This is a genomic window from Maribacter halichondriae (assembly GCF_027474825.1).
In the GTDB taxonomy this organism is placed as follows: Bacteria; Bacteroidota; Bacteroidia; order Flavobacteriales; family Flavobacteriaceae; genus Meishania; species Meishania halichondriae.
The window spans coordinates 55,684-70,092 of record NZ_CP107030.1 but is presented as its reverse complement, the minus strand read 5'-3'; the positions used below and the strand labels follow the sequence as shown (position 1 = coordinate 70,092).

Genomic DNA, 14,409 nt, shown 5'->3' with positions numbered 1-14,409 from the left:
CGAAACGTATGTTAGTTGGGGAACACTCAAAATAACAAGTCCAACAAAAGAACGTGAAGCGACGACGACGCAGATTAAAATAGTTAGCCCCTATACTTTAGTTTTCAATTTTGGTCACCAGCCCTTCGATAAAACCGTAATACGCTGGTTTTGGGTCTAGATTTTCATCATAGTTTGTTGGCCACTCTTTCAAATCAAAGAAAGGCTTGATCCACGTATCACGATCGTTAAAATCCCAAAATGTGATTCCGAATCGCTGCGCTTTCGGTACGTGCTTGCGATAAAGGAGTGCTACTTGTTTGAATTTTTCCGCTTGCGCCAGTTTCATTTCTTCGGTCAGTTCAGTGATTGCTTGTTCTCCACCATCATTTTCATCGTTATGCTTGTTGAAGATAATATCAAGTTCTGAAATATGAACCAGCAGTCCCGTGGCCGCGGATTTTTTCAAGGCATCGGCAATGGCTTGTTCTGGTGTATCCATTTCCAAGTGCATCTGCAGGCCGATTCCGCGAATGGGAACCCCGCGATTCTTGAAATCATACACCATGGCAATGATGCTATCCAATTTTTCAGGATATTTTTCCTGTCCAAAATCATTGTAGAATAATTTGGCGTCCGGATCGGCGGCATGGGCATATCGAAAGGCTTTCTCGATGTACTCTTTGCCAAAGGTCTCGTACCAAAAGGTCTTTCGGTATGCTCCGGTTTTGGTATCAAAGGCTTCGTTGACCACATCCCAAGCGACAACGTCGTCTTTATATCGGGGGACTACTGTATCAATATACTTTCTTAGGAAAGTATCGGCCCAGGCAGCTCCCTTTTCTTCAGTGGTCTTTGAAATCCATTTTGGAAGCCCATAGTGCCAAACCAAGGCACGACCGAAGAGTCGCATACCGTTTTTCTTGGTATACGAAACGAGACTGTCGACCCGTGTAAAATCAGGGATGCTATCCTCTTTTACTATCGCATACATTTTCATGTCGTTGGTTGAGGTAATACTGTTGAAGTTTTGTACGGTTATTGAATCGAGCTTTCGGTCTTTTAGCGCTTTCCGAACGTTTATGGCGCCACCAATAGGAAAATTGCCCCAATCTTTAATGCCTTTGTCCGTGCTCTCCCGAATGTGTTGGCTCAACGGTTTTTCCTTGGAAACTTCTTTACAGGAAGCACCGAGAAAAACAATGATTATGGCAAATAGCAATGTTCTTGTACACATTTTAACTGGGATATAATTTTTCTCCAAGATAAAGCATATTTCAATATTGGTAGGCTCGTTAACAAACAAGTAGAAGCCGTCTGTCTTAGATTGGCGGGGAACGGTGCGCACGAGCTAGAAACTCGTTTCAGCAAGGGAATACAAACAAAGAGTTCTTATGATTTAATCCACCGGCTTTTGATAGCTTTGATTCTTAAGTTCGCGTAAAGAACCCTCCAAATTTTTATACTTTACTCTTAGTGGTGCGTATTCGGGATTTACAGCATGCGCTCCCCAGATGCCTAACATCAGTTTCAAATTTTCCTCGTTTTCCGGATATTGACCTTTATCATCGGTTTCGATAATCCAATTTTCAAGTATGTCAGCATATTGGGCAAGCGTTTTGGCATATTTAGGATTATTAGCGAGATTAGCCAATTCGAACGGATCTACGTTTATATCGTACAACTCCTCTTTTGGCCTTTCCTCTGAAAAGAACCTTGCCTGTACCGTATCAAGTTTGTTTTCTGCGTGCAGTCGGTGCATTACGGTTACGAATTCAACCCCGTCAGCATCCATATATGTAGGTTGTGTGTAGGGGCGGTCGGTAAGAAAGTTACGAATGTATTTAAATTGCTTTGACCGAACGGAACGTATTCGGTCGATAGTAAAATCACAGCGATCCCGTGTTGAAATGACATAGTCCCTGCCCTTATAATTTTCCGCGAATATGTTCTTGCCTTCCATATAATCGGGTATCGCAATGCCCGCTAGGGCCAATGAACTTGTACCAAGATCTAATCCACTAGTGAGATTGTCTTGTACCGTACCTGCTTCAATTTTTTTTTGGTATAATCTGCAATGATGAGGGGAACATGCAGGCCGCCATCGTATAGAAACTGTTTATGTCGGGTCATTCGCATGCCATGATCTGAAAAGAAGAAAACGATGGTATTCTTTAATAGACCATTGGCTTTTAGTGTTTTGATAATTTCGCCCACTTTTCTATCCGTTATCGCTATGGCGTCGAGGTGGTTCGCGTATTCTTCAATAACAGCAGGATGATTTGGTAAGTAGGGTGGAAGCTCAATTTTTGCCCTGTCCACAGGGGAAAGTACGTTTTCGGTAAATTTTTGAGAAAATATTTCTTTTCCCCGGCCAACTGAATTTGGCCGAAAAAGGGTTGTCTGTTCTTTAATTCCGCTAGTTCGATGTTGACCCCTTTTTCCATAAAGTGGATGCTGTAGATATTCTTGGTCGTACAGATCTTTTCGATTATAATTGAAGTTGTAATCGTCTTTCCCATTGTTAAAGGTATTATAGCCGGCCTCAACGAACAATTCGGGAATGGTTTTTACACCTTTTGGCAACTGAATTGCCGATGCCGGGGTACGTGAACTATGATGGTTTTGCAGCCCCCAGGTGGTAGACATCACCCCGGTAATTATGCTCGAACGACTGGCCGAACATACCGGTGCCGGCATAAAGGCATTGGTAAATCGCATACCTTTTTTTGCAAGATCATCGATATTCGGGGTAGGGACTAACGTACTGCCATAACAACCCAATAAGGGTGAAGTGTCCTCTAAATAGATCCATAGTATGTTGGGACGTGTATCGGTTTTTGAACTCTGCCCGATGGCGTTTGCAGTGAAAAAACACACAAAAATAACAAGGATAATTAATTTGTTGCCGTACGCCATATCGTTAAATTTTAAGCCAGGAGCTTGTTTAAAAAAGTTTAATCTGTTAGAGTTTCATTCTCCGATGCTTGCATAGTCCTTTTTCTTTTTGGAATTTGGAATTTGTTTTTTTGGAATTTGACACCTTGTATGCTTGCATCGGGGTAGTTCATTCGAGTTCTTTAATCCTAATATTTCGAAAAGAAACTTCTCCGGGATGGTCTTGAAAACAGATATGTCCCTTTGAGAATTTTCCGAAATCTTTCCATCTGACCCCACCGATATAATCGGCCGTTTCAGATTTGCCGAATTTGCTTTTGGCAACCATGGCATCCCATTCTGGACCTTGAAGTGGGAACGAATTAATCTTTACTCCATTAAGCGAAACTTCGCCGCGATTCGCTTTATAATCGATTTTAATGTGATAGGAGTTCCATTCGTTGGCAGGTTTCGAGGCATCTAATACGGTGGGTGCCGATAGGTCGTACAAAGACCCTATGAAGTGTTTACGTTCTTCAAGGTCTTCCAATACATTCTGTACTTCGATTTCTCCGCCCAGTATGATGGTGGTATCCGTATACATGGCGGCATCTAAAATCTGTATTTCAGGACCTGTTTGGTATGGATATTTATATTTTGGGTCGTCTTGCACCCCCCACATAAAACCGCTGTTGCCCCCTGGCATGATTTTCCAATCGAATTCAATCTCGAAGTTTCCATAGATTTTATCGGACAATAAACTGGCATCGCCTTCCCCCGTTTCCATATCGGAAACGCCATTAAAAGTCAAAATACCATCTTCGACGACCCACCCTTTTTTGGAACCGTTATCTTGAAAGAAGTGCCAGCCTTCTAGGGAGTTTTCTGCCAATTGGTCGGTCCATTCATCGTTCGTTGTTTTGCAATTTGTAAAGAAGATCGAAAGTAATAAGGGTAGGAGTGCTTTTTGCATTATTATTTGGTTTTATCGCGCTTGATGTATATTTTTTTTGTTGATCATCAGTAAAGACTTGCGTGGGACACGAGTTGCAAACTCGCGCCAGCGGGGGCCACCAGTCACAGACTGGCGGGAGCTGGGAGTTGAAACAATCCATACTCATCGGTCTTTAGAAAACAAATTAAATCCTATTGAATAAGACAAGTCCGCCCTAACATTAAAATTATATCTTAATTTTTGAGAAATCAGGATTGTTTTGTCTAATTCTTTTTGGGAGACATTTTCTAAATGTTCCTTAGCTATTCCCCAGTTTTCACAATTGAGAAATAAATGAGTTGTGAGTCTGCGCTCAAACTCTTTCTCTGTCAAGCCGGTCCAGCTTTCCAAATAGTCATCAAACCAAGAGTCCTTATATTCTTTAGGATAAAAAATCAAAACGTTACTTGCATTATTGTATGGGAAAATGTTGACATAAAATGTCTCTCCAGTTTTTGGAGTTTTTTGTCTAGAACTAGAGTACACTTTTTTTAGTGGATAATTTAATTTGATGAAAGCATAATCCTTTCGTTCCAAGCTAAGATTACTTTCAAGTCTTTTGATTTCTGAACCTCTCTCTTCAAGAGCTTTGTTGATTTCTTTAAGTATCTGGTCGTTATCTTTTCTCATTGATTGCAAGGCGGGATGAGGTTCATTCAATCTTTTTGATGCAATCTTTCTTAAAATCTTTTCTTGAACAATTTGTTCCTTTCGTGTCAGTGAAAGCACGGTTCGATATGCGAAAAGTAAATGTACATTGTAGTCATCAAAGTCAATTGGGTGTTTCTCAATGGATTTGAAAAGGTTGGTGTCGTGTTCAGAACATAATGTTCTATACGAATGAGCTTTATTAACGCCAGTTTTTCTAAAGCGAAGTTCTTTGCCTGAGTTAGATTTAGCAAAATCAAATATATCCGCGTTTTTGTATTCATGAAAATGATTCGCAGTGGATATACTATTTAAAATTCCATTTTTCTGCAGTATATGAGAGTTGATTGCAATATTGGAACAACCTTCTATAACACACTCCAAATTCTTGGAATCAACATTTTTTTCAATTTGAACAAGTATTTTCTCGTAAACTTTTTTGTCGTTTTTCATATCTTTATTCAATCGTCCCACTCCGTATGAAAAACCCCTTCACGATCTAAGCGCTCATAGGTATGCGACCCAAAATAATCGCGTTGCGCCTGGATCAAGTTTAAGGGCAATCGGGTAGAGGTATAGGCATCAAAATAGGTCAATGAATTGGAGAGTCCGGGTAGGGGTATGCCACTTTTTGCGGCATAGGAGACCAATGCTCTTGCCGAACCGACCGTACTTTGCACTTTTTCAACAAAAGTAGGGGAGAGCAACAGATTGGGTAGTTTACTATCGGTTTTAAAAGCCTCGGTAATATCTGCCAAAAGTGCGGCGCGAATGATGCAGCCCGCCCGCCAGATTTTGGCAATCGTGGCGATATCGACATCATAGCCATATTCTTTTGAAGCATCGGCCAATTGGTGTAGGCCTTGCGCATAGGTGACGATAAATGAAAAATATAAGGCTTCTTCAGCCATTTTTTCCAATTCGGTTTTATTGATGGCCTCCACTATGGGTCGATCGTATAATTTATCAGCCTGCCTGCGTTCTTCCTTTAAGGCGGATATTTCGCGCATACTGACGGCAATATCAATCGAAGGTACGGGTATTCCAAGATCCATGGCATTTTGGCTCGTCCATTTTCCGGTACCTTTTTGTTTGGCCTTATCCAAAATTTTATCGACCAAATAGCCATCCCCCAGATTGTCTTTTTGTTCAAAAATTTCCGAAGTGATCTCCACCAAGAAGGATTGTAGTCGCCCGGCATTCCAATTTGAAAAAGTGGTGTGCAACTCTTCATTCGAATACTCGCCCGCTTTTTTCAGCAGGTCGTAGATTTCCGAGGTCAATTGCATCAATCCGTATTCTATACCGTTGTGGACCATCTTAACATAGTTTCCGGCCGATTTAGGACCCAAATAGGCCACACAAGGTTCTCCATTGTATTTTGCGGCCACTGCTTCGAAAATAGGTTTTACATGTTGGTAGGCTTCCTGATTGCCTCCGGGCATGATACTGGGGCCGAGACGTGCCCCTTTGGCACCTCCGGAGACACCTGCTCCGAAAAAGTGAATGCCCTTTTCGGCCAGATATGCTTCCCGACGGTCGGTATCGGTAAAGAATGAATTTCCTCCATCAATAATGATATCCTCCTTATCTAATAGCGGAAGCAAACTCTCAATAACCGCATCTACAATTTTTCCCGCAGGTACCAACAACATGATTTTTCGTGGGGTAGAGAGCGCGGCCACGAACGTTTTGGCATCCGTGGTCGCATTGACTTTTTGGGTGTCGCCTCCCTCTTCGATCAGGGCGGCCACTTTTTCGGCATCGAGGTCATTGCCGAAAGCCGTAAAACCGTTATCGGCCACATTGAGTATAAAATTACGGCCCATTACACCCAAGCCTACCAGTCCGAAATCGTATCTATCTGCCATAATTATCTACCTTTTTTTTAATTTTTCACCTCTCCTTGGGAGAGGTCGGAATTACTTTTGGGCAATTCCGGGTGAGGCAATCAAAAATAAATGAAAATATCGAGACCCTAGTTCAAGTTAATATAAAGTCGTTGGTATTGCTTTTTCTTTTCGATACATTTAAGGCTAACATATTACGGTACGCAATGAAGAAAACAGAAAATCAAATGCTCATCATTTTTGGGGCATCGGGAGACTTAACGGCACGTAAGCTGGTTCCGGCCCTTTTTAGTCTGTTCAAAGACAACCATCTGCCAGAAAATTTTGTTGTATTGGGTGTGAGCCGGAGCAATTTGAGCGATTCCGATTTTAGAAAAAAGGTTGTTCAAGAGAGTGAATATTTGAAAAAAAAAACCAAGGATTTAGATTCAAAAATAATCGATCGGTTTTGCGAAAAACTTTTTTATGAAGATCTGGGAAAGGACTATGATACTAGTTACAAGGGACTTCAAAAAAGAATAACCGATCTGAACGTGGAACATGGTACCGATCAGAATTGTATTTTCTATCTATCGACTCCGCCAAGTTTATACGAAGCCATAGCAAAGAACCTTGCCGAGGTCGGGCTGAACGATCAAAACACGGGATGGAAGCGTATCATTGTAGAGAAACCTTTTGGGTACAGCCTAGAGAGTGCCCGCCAACTCAATGATGGCCTACACCAATATTTCAAAGAATCACAGATTTATCGTATCGACCACTATTTGGGCAAGGAAACGGTTCAGAATCTTTTGGTAACCCGTTTTGCCAATAGCATTTTCGAACCGCTGTGGAACCGCAATTATATTCACCATGTTGAAATCACCAATGCCGAAAGCGGCGGTGTGGAACTGCGGGGCGGGTATTATGACAAGTCTGGGGCGTTGCGCGATATGTTTCAAAATCATTTGTTACAGATAGTATCATTAGTGGTTATGGAGCCTCCTATCGGTTCGAATGCCGATGAGATACGAAACGAAAAAGTGAAGGCCTTGAAGTCGTTACGGATCATGAAAGATGAAAAGACCTTACACGATAATACGATCAAGGCGCAGTATATTAGTTCAATAATCAATGGAGAGAAGGTAAAAGGGTATCGCGAGGAAGAAGGGGTAGACCCCGATTCGAGTACCGAAACCTACGCTGCCATTAAGTTCTATGTCGATAATTGGCGCTGGGCCGACGTTCCCTTCTATGTTCGTACGGCGAAGCGGATGCCAACCAAGGTAACTGAGGTAGTTATTCATTTTAAAACGCCCCATCACCAAATTTTTAAAGATTCGGGCCTGAACAATAAGGATAATAAACTGATTATCAGAATCCAGCCCGATGAAGGTATTTTAATAAAATTCGGAGTGAAAGTTCCGGGACAGGGCTTTAAAGTCGAGCGTGCCAATTTGGATTTCTATTATTCAAGTTTGGTCGAAAATAATGTTATGGAAGCCTATGAACGATTGTTATTGGATGCCATGCAAGGTGATGCCACGTTATACGCCAGAGCGGATGAGGTAGAAGCCGCGTGGGAATTCGTAGATCCCATCTTGGATTATTGGAAGAATGGAAAAGGTGTCAAAACGTATGGGTATTCCGCAGGCGTTTGGGGGCCAACGAATGCCGATGAACTCATCGAAGGACTTGGCATGTGGCGAAACCCCAGTGAGAATTTGGCGGATGATCCTGGGTTTTGTGTGATTTGTTAATACGTTATTGCGAGCCTGCCTAGCCGACAGGCAGGCGGAGCGCGGCAATCTGTTACTTTGGAACACGAGTTCAGCAGATTGCCGCGTCGCTTTCAACTTTAAAATACGATTATATTTTTCATAGCTCCTCGCAATGACATCTAGAATGAAACATATGCAATTAAATATCTCAAAAACAAAACAAGACGTAGCCAACAACTTTGCGGACTACCTCGGCGATTTAATGAGTTCCAGCGAAAGCTTACATATCGCTTTATCAGGGGGCAGCACCCCAAAAATCGTTTTTGACGAATTGGCTTCGCGTGAAATTCCGAAAGACGTTTGGAAGAAAGTTCACTTATATTGGGGCGATGAACGTTGTGTGCCTCCGACAGATGATGAAAGTAACTACAAAATGACCGTGGAACATTTGATTTCGAAGGTTGAAATTCCTGAAAAGAATATTCATCGGATAAAAGGTGAGAATAAACCGGAGTATGAGGCGGAACGCTATACAGATGTTTTGAAAAAAGAGCTTCCAAAGACGAACAAGCTTCCAAAATTCGATTTGGTCATCTTGGGGATGGGCGATGATGGGCATACCGCTTCCATTTTCCCCCATGAAATCGATTTGTGGCATTCTGATAAACTTTGCGAGGTGGCAGAGCATCCAGAATCCGGACAAAAACGGATAACGATGACCGGAAGAATAATCAACCATGCTACCGAGGTCACTTTTTTGGTTACTGGAGGAAGTAAAGCGGAGAAAGTATCGGAAATAATTAATCAAGAAGGAGATTTCAAAAACTACCCGGCCAATTTGGTAGCCCCGGCATCAGGGAAATTGCTTTGGTTTTTGGATAAAGCCGCGGCAGCGGGAATTACTTCAACTCAATCTTGATATTCTCTTTTTTGAGTTGTTTGAGATGTTCTTCATATTTAAAATTACTCTCATCGAATTTGGTATCACGTTTAAAGGCGGCTTCTTTTCTGAATTTACTGCGAGCGAAACGGCGAACACCGAGTGCATCTTGCACTAAAAGCCCCGGAACTTCGACGCTATTGTCATCTTCATCCTTCGCGACCATGGTAAAATAGGATGAATTACAATGCCGTTTTTTACCTGTAGTAATATTTTCGGCTTCTACACGAACACCTACTACCATTGAGGTTTTTCCGGTATAGTTTACGGAAGCCTTCAAGGTCACGAGTTCACCCACCTCGATGGGGTTTAGAAAGTCTACCCGATTTACGGAGGCCGTTACACAATAGCTGCGACTATGCTTCGACGCGCAGGCAAAGGCAATCTGGTCCATCAGGTTAAGAATATGACCTCCATGCACCTTTCCCCCAAAATTGGAGTGGGAGGGGAGCATCAGTTGCGTAATGCTCATTCTCGATTCACGTGCCGTTTTGAAGTTTTCCATCAATTTCTAAAATGCGGAGATCGTTCTTTTTCTACTTCCGTTATAAAATACTTCGTATCGCCCAACCAGAAAAAAGTGGCGTAGCGTTCGGTATAGCTCACTTTGACGTACTCACCTTGATATTCTTTTAGTTTTTCGATGACGTCTTCGTCCTTATCCAGAATGGAGAAGGCAAAAATCTGTGCCCCGGAAATGCCTTGGCTGATCTCGCCTTCCCAAGTTTTTGCGATGACCCCCTTGCGGCTGATTTTTATTAATTCTCCCGAGCGTACACCTTCACTGTAGGGCACAAAATAAATAAAGGCGTAATAAAGGGCCAATAGCGCGAGCAGTCCGCCAATAAAAAGGAAAAGTATTTTTTTCATATCACGTTCAATTTCAAGAGGAAAACTAGTTTTAACCACTAACCACTAACCACTAACCACTAACCACTAACCACTAACCACTAACCACTGCCTACTGCCTACTGCAACCTCGGCTCTTCCTCAAAATCGTCTTCTTCCGCTCTTTTCAAGATAGCTTCTGGAATCGACTTTTTGGCTTTCGCCCCCATCTTTTTTAATTTTTCAATACTGGTGATAATGTTGCCGCGGCCTTCGACCAACTTGTTCATGGCCCCTTTGTACTCATCTTTGGCATCGTCCATCTTTTTGCCCACTTTGGTTAAATCACCTACAAAACCTTCAAATTTATCATAGAGAGCTCCGGCCTGCCTAGCAATTTCGATTGCATTGCGTTGTTGTTTTTCATTGTTCCACATACTGTCGATAGTGCGCAAGGTGGCGAGCAATGTAGATGGAGTAACAATAACGATATTTTGCTCAAAGGCCTTGTTGTACAATGAGTTATCATTGTTTATTGCAATGGCAAAGGCAGGTTCTATCGGAACGAACATCAACACAAAATCAGGACTCTCCATTTCATACAAATCTTCATATTTTTTAGCGGAAAGTTGATCCACATGCTTGCGAATGGAATTGACATGGTCTTTTAAAAATTTATCCTTGAACTCATCTTCGGCATTGATAAATCGTTCATAATCAGTCAAGGAAACCTTTGAATCAACGATCATCTTCTTGCCGTCGGGAAGGTGAATGATGACATCGGGAAGGACCCGTGTACCATCCTCCAAGGTAAAGCTCTGCTGTACGGTATATTCCCTATCTTTTTCGAGTCCTGATTTTTCAAGGACTCTTTCAAGTACCAGCTCGCCCCAATTACCTTGCATTTTGCTATCGCCCTTCAAGGCCTTGGTCAGGTTTTCCGCTTCTTGGGTAATCTTTAGGTTTTGGGTCTGTAGGTTCAATAATTGCTCTTTTAGAGCGGAATGGATACTTATATTCTCCTTTTGACTTTCCTCGACCTTTTTCTCGAACAGTTGTATTTTTTCATTTAACGGAGTCAGAATGTCTTTGATGTTCTTTTCGTTGCGTTCCGTGAATTTTAGACTTTTTTCTTCCAGAATCTTATTTGCAAGGTTTTCGAATTCTTTTGTAAATTTTTCCTGAAGTTTTTCGACTTCCTGTTTCTGTTCGCGGTTTTTGACTTCAAGGTTCTCAAGATCTGCTTGATAACGAACTATTTGATTGCCCATTTGCTCTTTTTCACGCTGTAGATGGGTTTTGTGTTCCTCCACATCCATCAGTTTGGTTTCCAATTGACTCAGATTATTGTTCAACTGCTGCTCGCGTTCCTCTAGGGCACTTTGCTCCGATTTAGTTTTTAATCCACGGATGTAATTCCCGAGAAAATAACCGATGGCAAGGCAAATCAGACCAATTATCAGATATACTACATATTCGTTCATTCGTACTCAAAAGTGTTTGAAGTAAAGATACAAGATTGCTCTTGAAGTTCAATCGAGAGGGGAAGTAGAATTCATTTGACCTCCGTATTACACCCCTAAAGTCCCCTCAAGGGGAAGGGGACAATAATAATATTATTTTTCAATTCGAAAAGAGCCCGTTTGAGAGTCGAAGGAAACGGCATTGGCCGGAAAGAGGTTTTCAAAGGCTTTTCGTTCGATTAACTCACATGGTTGCCCAAAAGGGTTTGTTTTGCCATCTAACAACAACATGGTATCGCAGAGTTGAATGGCCATTTCAATTTCATGGGTCGTAAATACAATGGTCTTATTCGTTTCGTGCGCTATTGATTTTAGTAGTTTTAATATCCGGACCTTGTGATAGAGGTCGAGATGCGTTGTGGGTTCGTCTAACAGTATTATCGCGGTGTCCTGCGCCAGTGCCCTAGCGATCATAACCCGCTGTAATTGTCCGTCACTGAGCTCGTAGCATTTTTTGTGCCGTAAAGGCTTTAGCTCCAACCGTTCTAGAGCTTCCCTGATTTTTGTTTTATCATTTTCGGACAACGCCCCGATCCAATTGGTATAGGGCTGTCTTCCCAAAGTGACCAATTCCAAGACCGTCATGTTTTTTGAGGCCAGAGGTTCCGTGAGTACGAGGCTGACTACGGATGCCAGTTCCAAGGAATTATAATCTTGCAGTCGTTTACCGTTGATTTCGATTTCGCCTTCAAGTTGCGGCTGCACTTTTCCAAGGGTTCTCAGTAGCGTAGATTTTCCAATGCCGTTGACACCTACGATGGCAGTCAAAATACCTGAGTGTAATTCCAGATTGATTTCTTTGGCAACAGTCGTAACTTCCTTTTTGGTTTGGTAACCAATGGACAGATTTTTAGTTTGAAGGGCGATATTTTTCTTTTTGATTTCAGTCATCAAAATATCATTTTACGTTTTCGCACCAATAACCAAATGACGATCGGCGCACCTACGATGCTTGTAATGGCATTAATCGGCAATACATTTGCTGATGTCGGCAATTGGGCAATGGTATCACAGAGTAGCATTAAAACGGCACCATACATCAAAACTGCCGGAACAAGAATTGTATGGTCTGTGGTTTTGAAAATCTGTCTCGTTAAATGTGGAACAGCGAGCCCCACAAAAGCTATTGGTCCAGCAAAGGCGGTAATGCCCCCGGCCAGTATTCCTGTCGCAATAATGATAAGATAGCGCGATTTTTTCATATCGACCCCCAGACTACGTGCATAGTTTTCCCCCAACAATAATGCATTTAACGATTTGATTGAAAGGACGCTTAAGACGATTCCTATTAGGATAATACTGGTTAAAAGTGCAAGTTGAGGCCAAGATAAATTGCCCACACTCCCAAAGGACCAATACACGTATTGTTGCAATTTTTCAGCATTCGTAAAATACGAAAGTACGCTTACGATAGCGGCCGTAATACTACCGAACATCAAGCCGATAATCAACAACGCCATGGTATCCTTCACTTTGGACGCGACGACCATCACTACGAGGAGTACCAAAAAACTGCCAAAGCTCGCTGCGATGGCCAAGACAACATCGTTCGCAAACCCAAAAGCCAAAACTCCGGAAAACAAAGAAGAACCCATAATAATCAAGGCGGCACCAAGACTTGCCCCCGAACTGATTCCGAGAACAAATGGACCTGCCAAGGGATTACGAAACAAGGTTTGCATCAAGAGTCCGCTTAGTGCCAATCCACTACCTACCAAAATGGCCGTGAAGGCCTTTGGAATTCTATAGTCCCAAATAATATAGTGCCATGATTCCTTTTCGATATTTCCGCCTAAAATGCTGTTCCAAGTATCTGAAAAAGGAATCGAAACCGAGCCCAAACTGATATTGAGGCCAAAACACAATACTAGCACCATCAGCAAGATGAAAAACGGAATGCGATATGTGCTGGATCTTTCCAATCAATCGAGGGGTTTGAAAAAGAAAGGTTCGTGGTCAGGTAGCAGTTCGGGATGAAAAATATAGACAAGATCTTCTAGGACCAGGTCGGGTCGCTGTGGAGCAAGTTCATAGTAAAGTAACCCACCCGTGTCTCCCATAGTTTTTGCAAAAGTGTACATCTTTTTTTTCTGAAATGCATCGAATTGAAGGTAGTGTTGGTTGGCCTCTTCCAACTCTTTATATGATGTATATTGTGATGGAGAAACCCAATATTCGGCAGTTTTGCCTTTTTCAAGTATATTTTCAATACTTAAGGAGAGACTTCCCGTCACTTCGGTATCCTCCCAGAGATATTGGGCGTTTGAGTCTTCTAAAAAAGTAGCGGCCCAGCTCTTTCCTCCAGGAAGGTACCAAACATCTTTGTATAGCGCCCCGCTCAAAACTGTGGGTCGATGGGAAGCTTTTTTTGCCAAGGATTTGATTTCTTTATAGTTTTTTTCAATTTCACTAAAAATGGAATCGGCTTTTTTTCCATTTGAAAGAAGGGAGCGAAAAACTTGATCCATTCCGCTTTTCCCAGAGGTGTTTCTTCGGTCCAATCGCCATTATAGACCACCGGAATATTGGAGCGTTGTATGGTTTCGTAAGCACTGTTCTGATTATCGATTCCGAATCCGACAACTACATCCGGGTTCAGCTCGATGACCATTTCGGTATTGATGGCCTCGTTATTGCCGAGTTCCTTTATGTTTCCCTGATCGATTCGCTCTCTAGCTTCTTTGGAGGAAATATATTCCGTGTCAGGGAACCCTACCAATCTATCCAACATTCCCAATGCTTCAAGTGCCGCAATATGTGTAGTCGAGGTAACCACGAGTCGCTCGACAGGTACGGTAACAATGGCATCATATTCGTTTTTGTTCAAGGTCATGGCGGCCATTTTACCCTTTGGAATCAAGGCATAGGTGAATCCGGATTCAGCATTGGGCCACGGAGAGTTAATCTTGATGATGGTCAATCCCGTATTCGAATTTTCTACGGTAAACCCTTTTGCATGAAAAATAGTGGTTGCCGGACTTAGATTTTCCAAAGGCAGTACCTCTTTTTTTCTTGCTTACAGCCGAAAAATAAAAAGAGCGATATAAGTAGTGGAATTCTATTCAAGACT

The 14,409-nt window shown here is 42.2% G+C and carries 15 protein-coding genes; 2 read left to right on the top strand and 13 right to left on the bottom strand.

The window, feature by feature from the left end; genetic code table 11:
* Nucleotides 1-97 precede the first annotated feature (97 nt).
* The 6 genes from N8A86_RS00355 to gndA all read right to left on the bottom strand — a co-directional run bounded on the left by N8A86_RS00355 (nucleotide 98) and on the right by gndA (nucleotide 6,369).
* Nucleotides 98-1,216 carry an endo-1,4-beta-xylanase gene (locus N8A86_RS00355; RefSeq protein ID WP_273567258.1) on the bottom strand — a complete coding sequence of 373 codons (1,119 nt, stop codon included), beginning with the start codon at nucleotides 1,214-1,216 and terminating at the stop codon, nucleotides 98-100.
* A 162-nt stretch (nucleotides 1,217-1,378) separates the two neighbouring features.
* Entirely contained in the window at nucleotides 1,379-1,975 is a 597-nt protein-coding gene (locus N8A86_RS00350) for an alkaline phosphatase family protein (RefSeq protein ID WP_273567257.1), read from the bottom strand.
* 17 nt (nucleotides 1,976-1,992) lie between these two features.
* On the bottom strand, nucleotides 1,993-2,898 hold the full coding sequence (locus N8A86_RS00345; protein ID WP_273567256.1) for a sulfatase-like hydrolase/transferase: 906 nt from the start codon (nucleotides 2,896-2,898) through the stop codon (nucleotides 1,993-1,995).
* 148 nt (nucleotides 2,899-3,046) lie between these two features.
* Nucleotides 3,047-3,829 (bottom strand): 3-keto-disaccharide hydrolase, encoded by a 783-nt coding sequence (locus N8A86_RS00340; RefSeq protein WP_273567255.1) that lies wholly within the window; start codon nucleotides 3,827-3,829, stop codon nucleotides 3,047-3,049.
* Between the two features lie 144 nt (nucleotides 3,830-3,973).
* On the bottom strand, nucleotides 3,974-4,951 hold the full coding sequence (locus tag N8A86_RS00335) for a hypothetical protein (protein WP_273567254.1): 978 nt from the start codon (nucleotides 4,949-4,951) through the stop codon (nucleotides 3,974-3,976).
* Nucleotides 4,952-4,959: 8 nt separating this feature from the next.
* Nucleotides 4,960-6,369 (bottom strand): NADP-dependent phosphogluconate dehydrogenase, encoded by a 1,410-nt coding sequence (gndA, locus tag N8A86_RS00330; RefSeq protein WP_273567253.1) that lies wholly within the window; start codon nucleotides 6,367-6,369, stop codon nucleotides 4,960-4,962.
* Between the two features lie 185 nt (nucleotides 6,370-6,554).
* Here gndA and zwf point away from each other — a divergent pair, with 185 nt between their 5' ends.
* Both zwf and pgl read left to right on the top strand, forming a co-directional pair.
* Complete coding sequence (gene zwf / locus N8A86_RS00325; RefSeq protein WP_273567252.1) at nucleotides 6,555-8,087, top strand: glucose-6-phosphate dehydrogenase; 1,533 nt, start codon at nucleotides 6,555-6,557, stop codon at nucleotides 8,085-8,087.
* 154 nt (nucleotides 8,088-8,241) lie between these two features.
* Nucleotides 8,242-8,967 (top strand): 6-phosphogluconolactonase, encoded by a 726-nt coding sequence (gene pgl, locus N8A86_RS00320; RefSeq protein ID WP_273567251.1) that lies wholly within the window; start codon nucleotides 8,242-8,244, stop codon nucleotides 8,965-8,967.
* On the opposite strand, the gene N8A86_RS00315 is transcribed toward pgl, so the two are convergent.
* From N8A86_RS00315 to N8A86_RS21290, 7 genes are all read right to left on the bottom strand, one after another.
* On the bottom strand, nucleotides 8,948-9,493 hold the full coding sequence (locus N8A86_RS00315) for an acyl-CoA thioesterase (protein ID WP_273567250.1): 546 nt from the start codon (nucleotides 9,491-9,493) through the stop codon (nucleotides 8,948-8,950). The genes pgl and N8A86_RS00315 overlap by 20 nt on opposite strands.
* Nucleotides 9,493-9,858: a 6-phosphogluconate dehydrogenase gene (locus N8A86_RS00310; protein ID WP_273567249.1), complete on the bottom strand. Its 366-nt coding sequence runs from the start codon at nucleotides 9,856-9,858 to the stop codon at nucleotides 9,493-9,495. The genes N8A86_RS00315 and N8A86_RS00310 overlap by 1 nt, the downstream gene beginning before the upstream one ends.
* Nucleotides 9,859-9,956: 98 nt before the next feature.
* On the bottom strand, nucleotides 9,957-11,300 hold the full coding sequence (locus N8A86_RS00305) for a DNA recombination protein RmuC (RefSeq protein ID WP_273567248.1): 1,344 nt from the start codon (nucleotides 11,298-11,300) through the stop codon (nucleotides 9,957-9,959).
* A gap of 132 nt (nucleotides 11,301-11,432) precedes the next feature.
* A complete protein-coding gene (locus N8A86_RS00300) occupies nucleotides 11,433-12,230 on the bottom strand; it encodes an ABC transporter ATP-binding protein (RefSeq protein WP_273567247.1) in 798 nt (265 codons plus the stop codon).
* Complete coding sequence (locus N8A86_RS00295) at nucleotides 12,230-13,261, bottom strand: FecCD family ABC transporter permease (protein WP_273567246.1); 1,032 nt, start codon at nucleotides 13,259-13,261, stop codon at nucleotides 12,230-12,232. The genes N8A86_RS00300 and N8A86_RS00295 overlap by 1 nt, the downstream gene beginning before the upstream one ends.
* The gene (locus N8A86_RS21295; RefSeq protein WP_337251791.1) at nucleotides 13,262-13,744 is read right to left on the bottom strand and encodes an ABC transporter substrate-binding protein; all 483 of its coding nucleotides are present in this window, start codon (nucleotides 13,742-13,744) and stop codon (nucleotides 13,262-13,264) included.
* Nucleotides 13,678-14,331 (bottom strand): ABC transporter substrate-binding protein, encoded by a 654-nt coding sequence (locus N8A86_RS21290; protein WP_337251708.1) that lies wholly within the window; start codon nucleotides 14,329-14,331, stop codon nucleotides 13,678-13,680. Before N8A86_RS21290 ends, N8A86_RS21295 begins: the two co-directional genes overlap by 67 nt.
* Nucleotides 14,332-14,409: the final 78 nt, after the last annotated feature.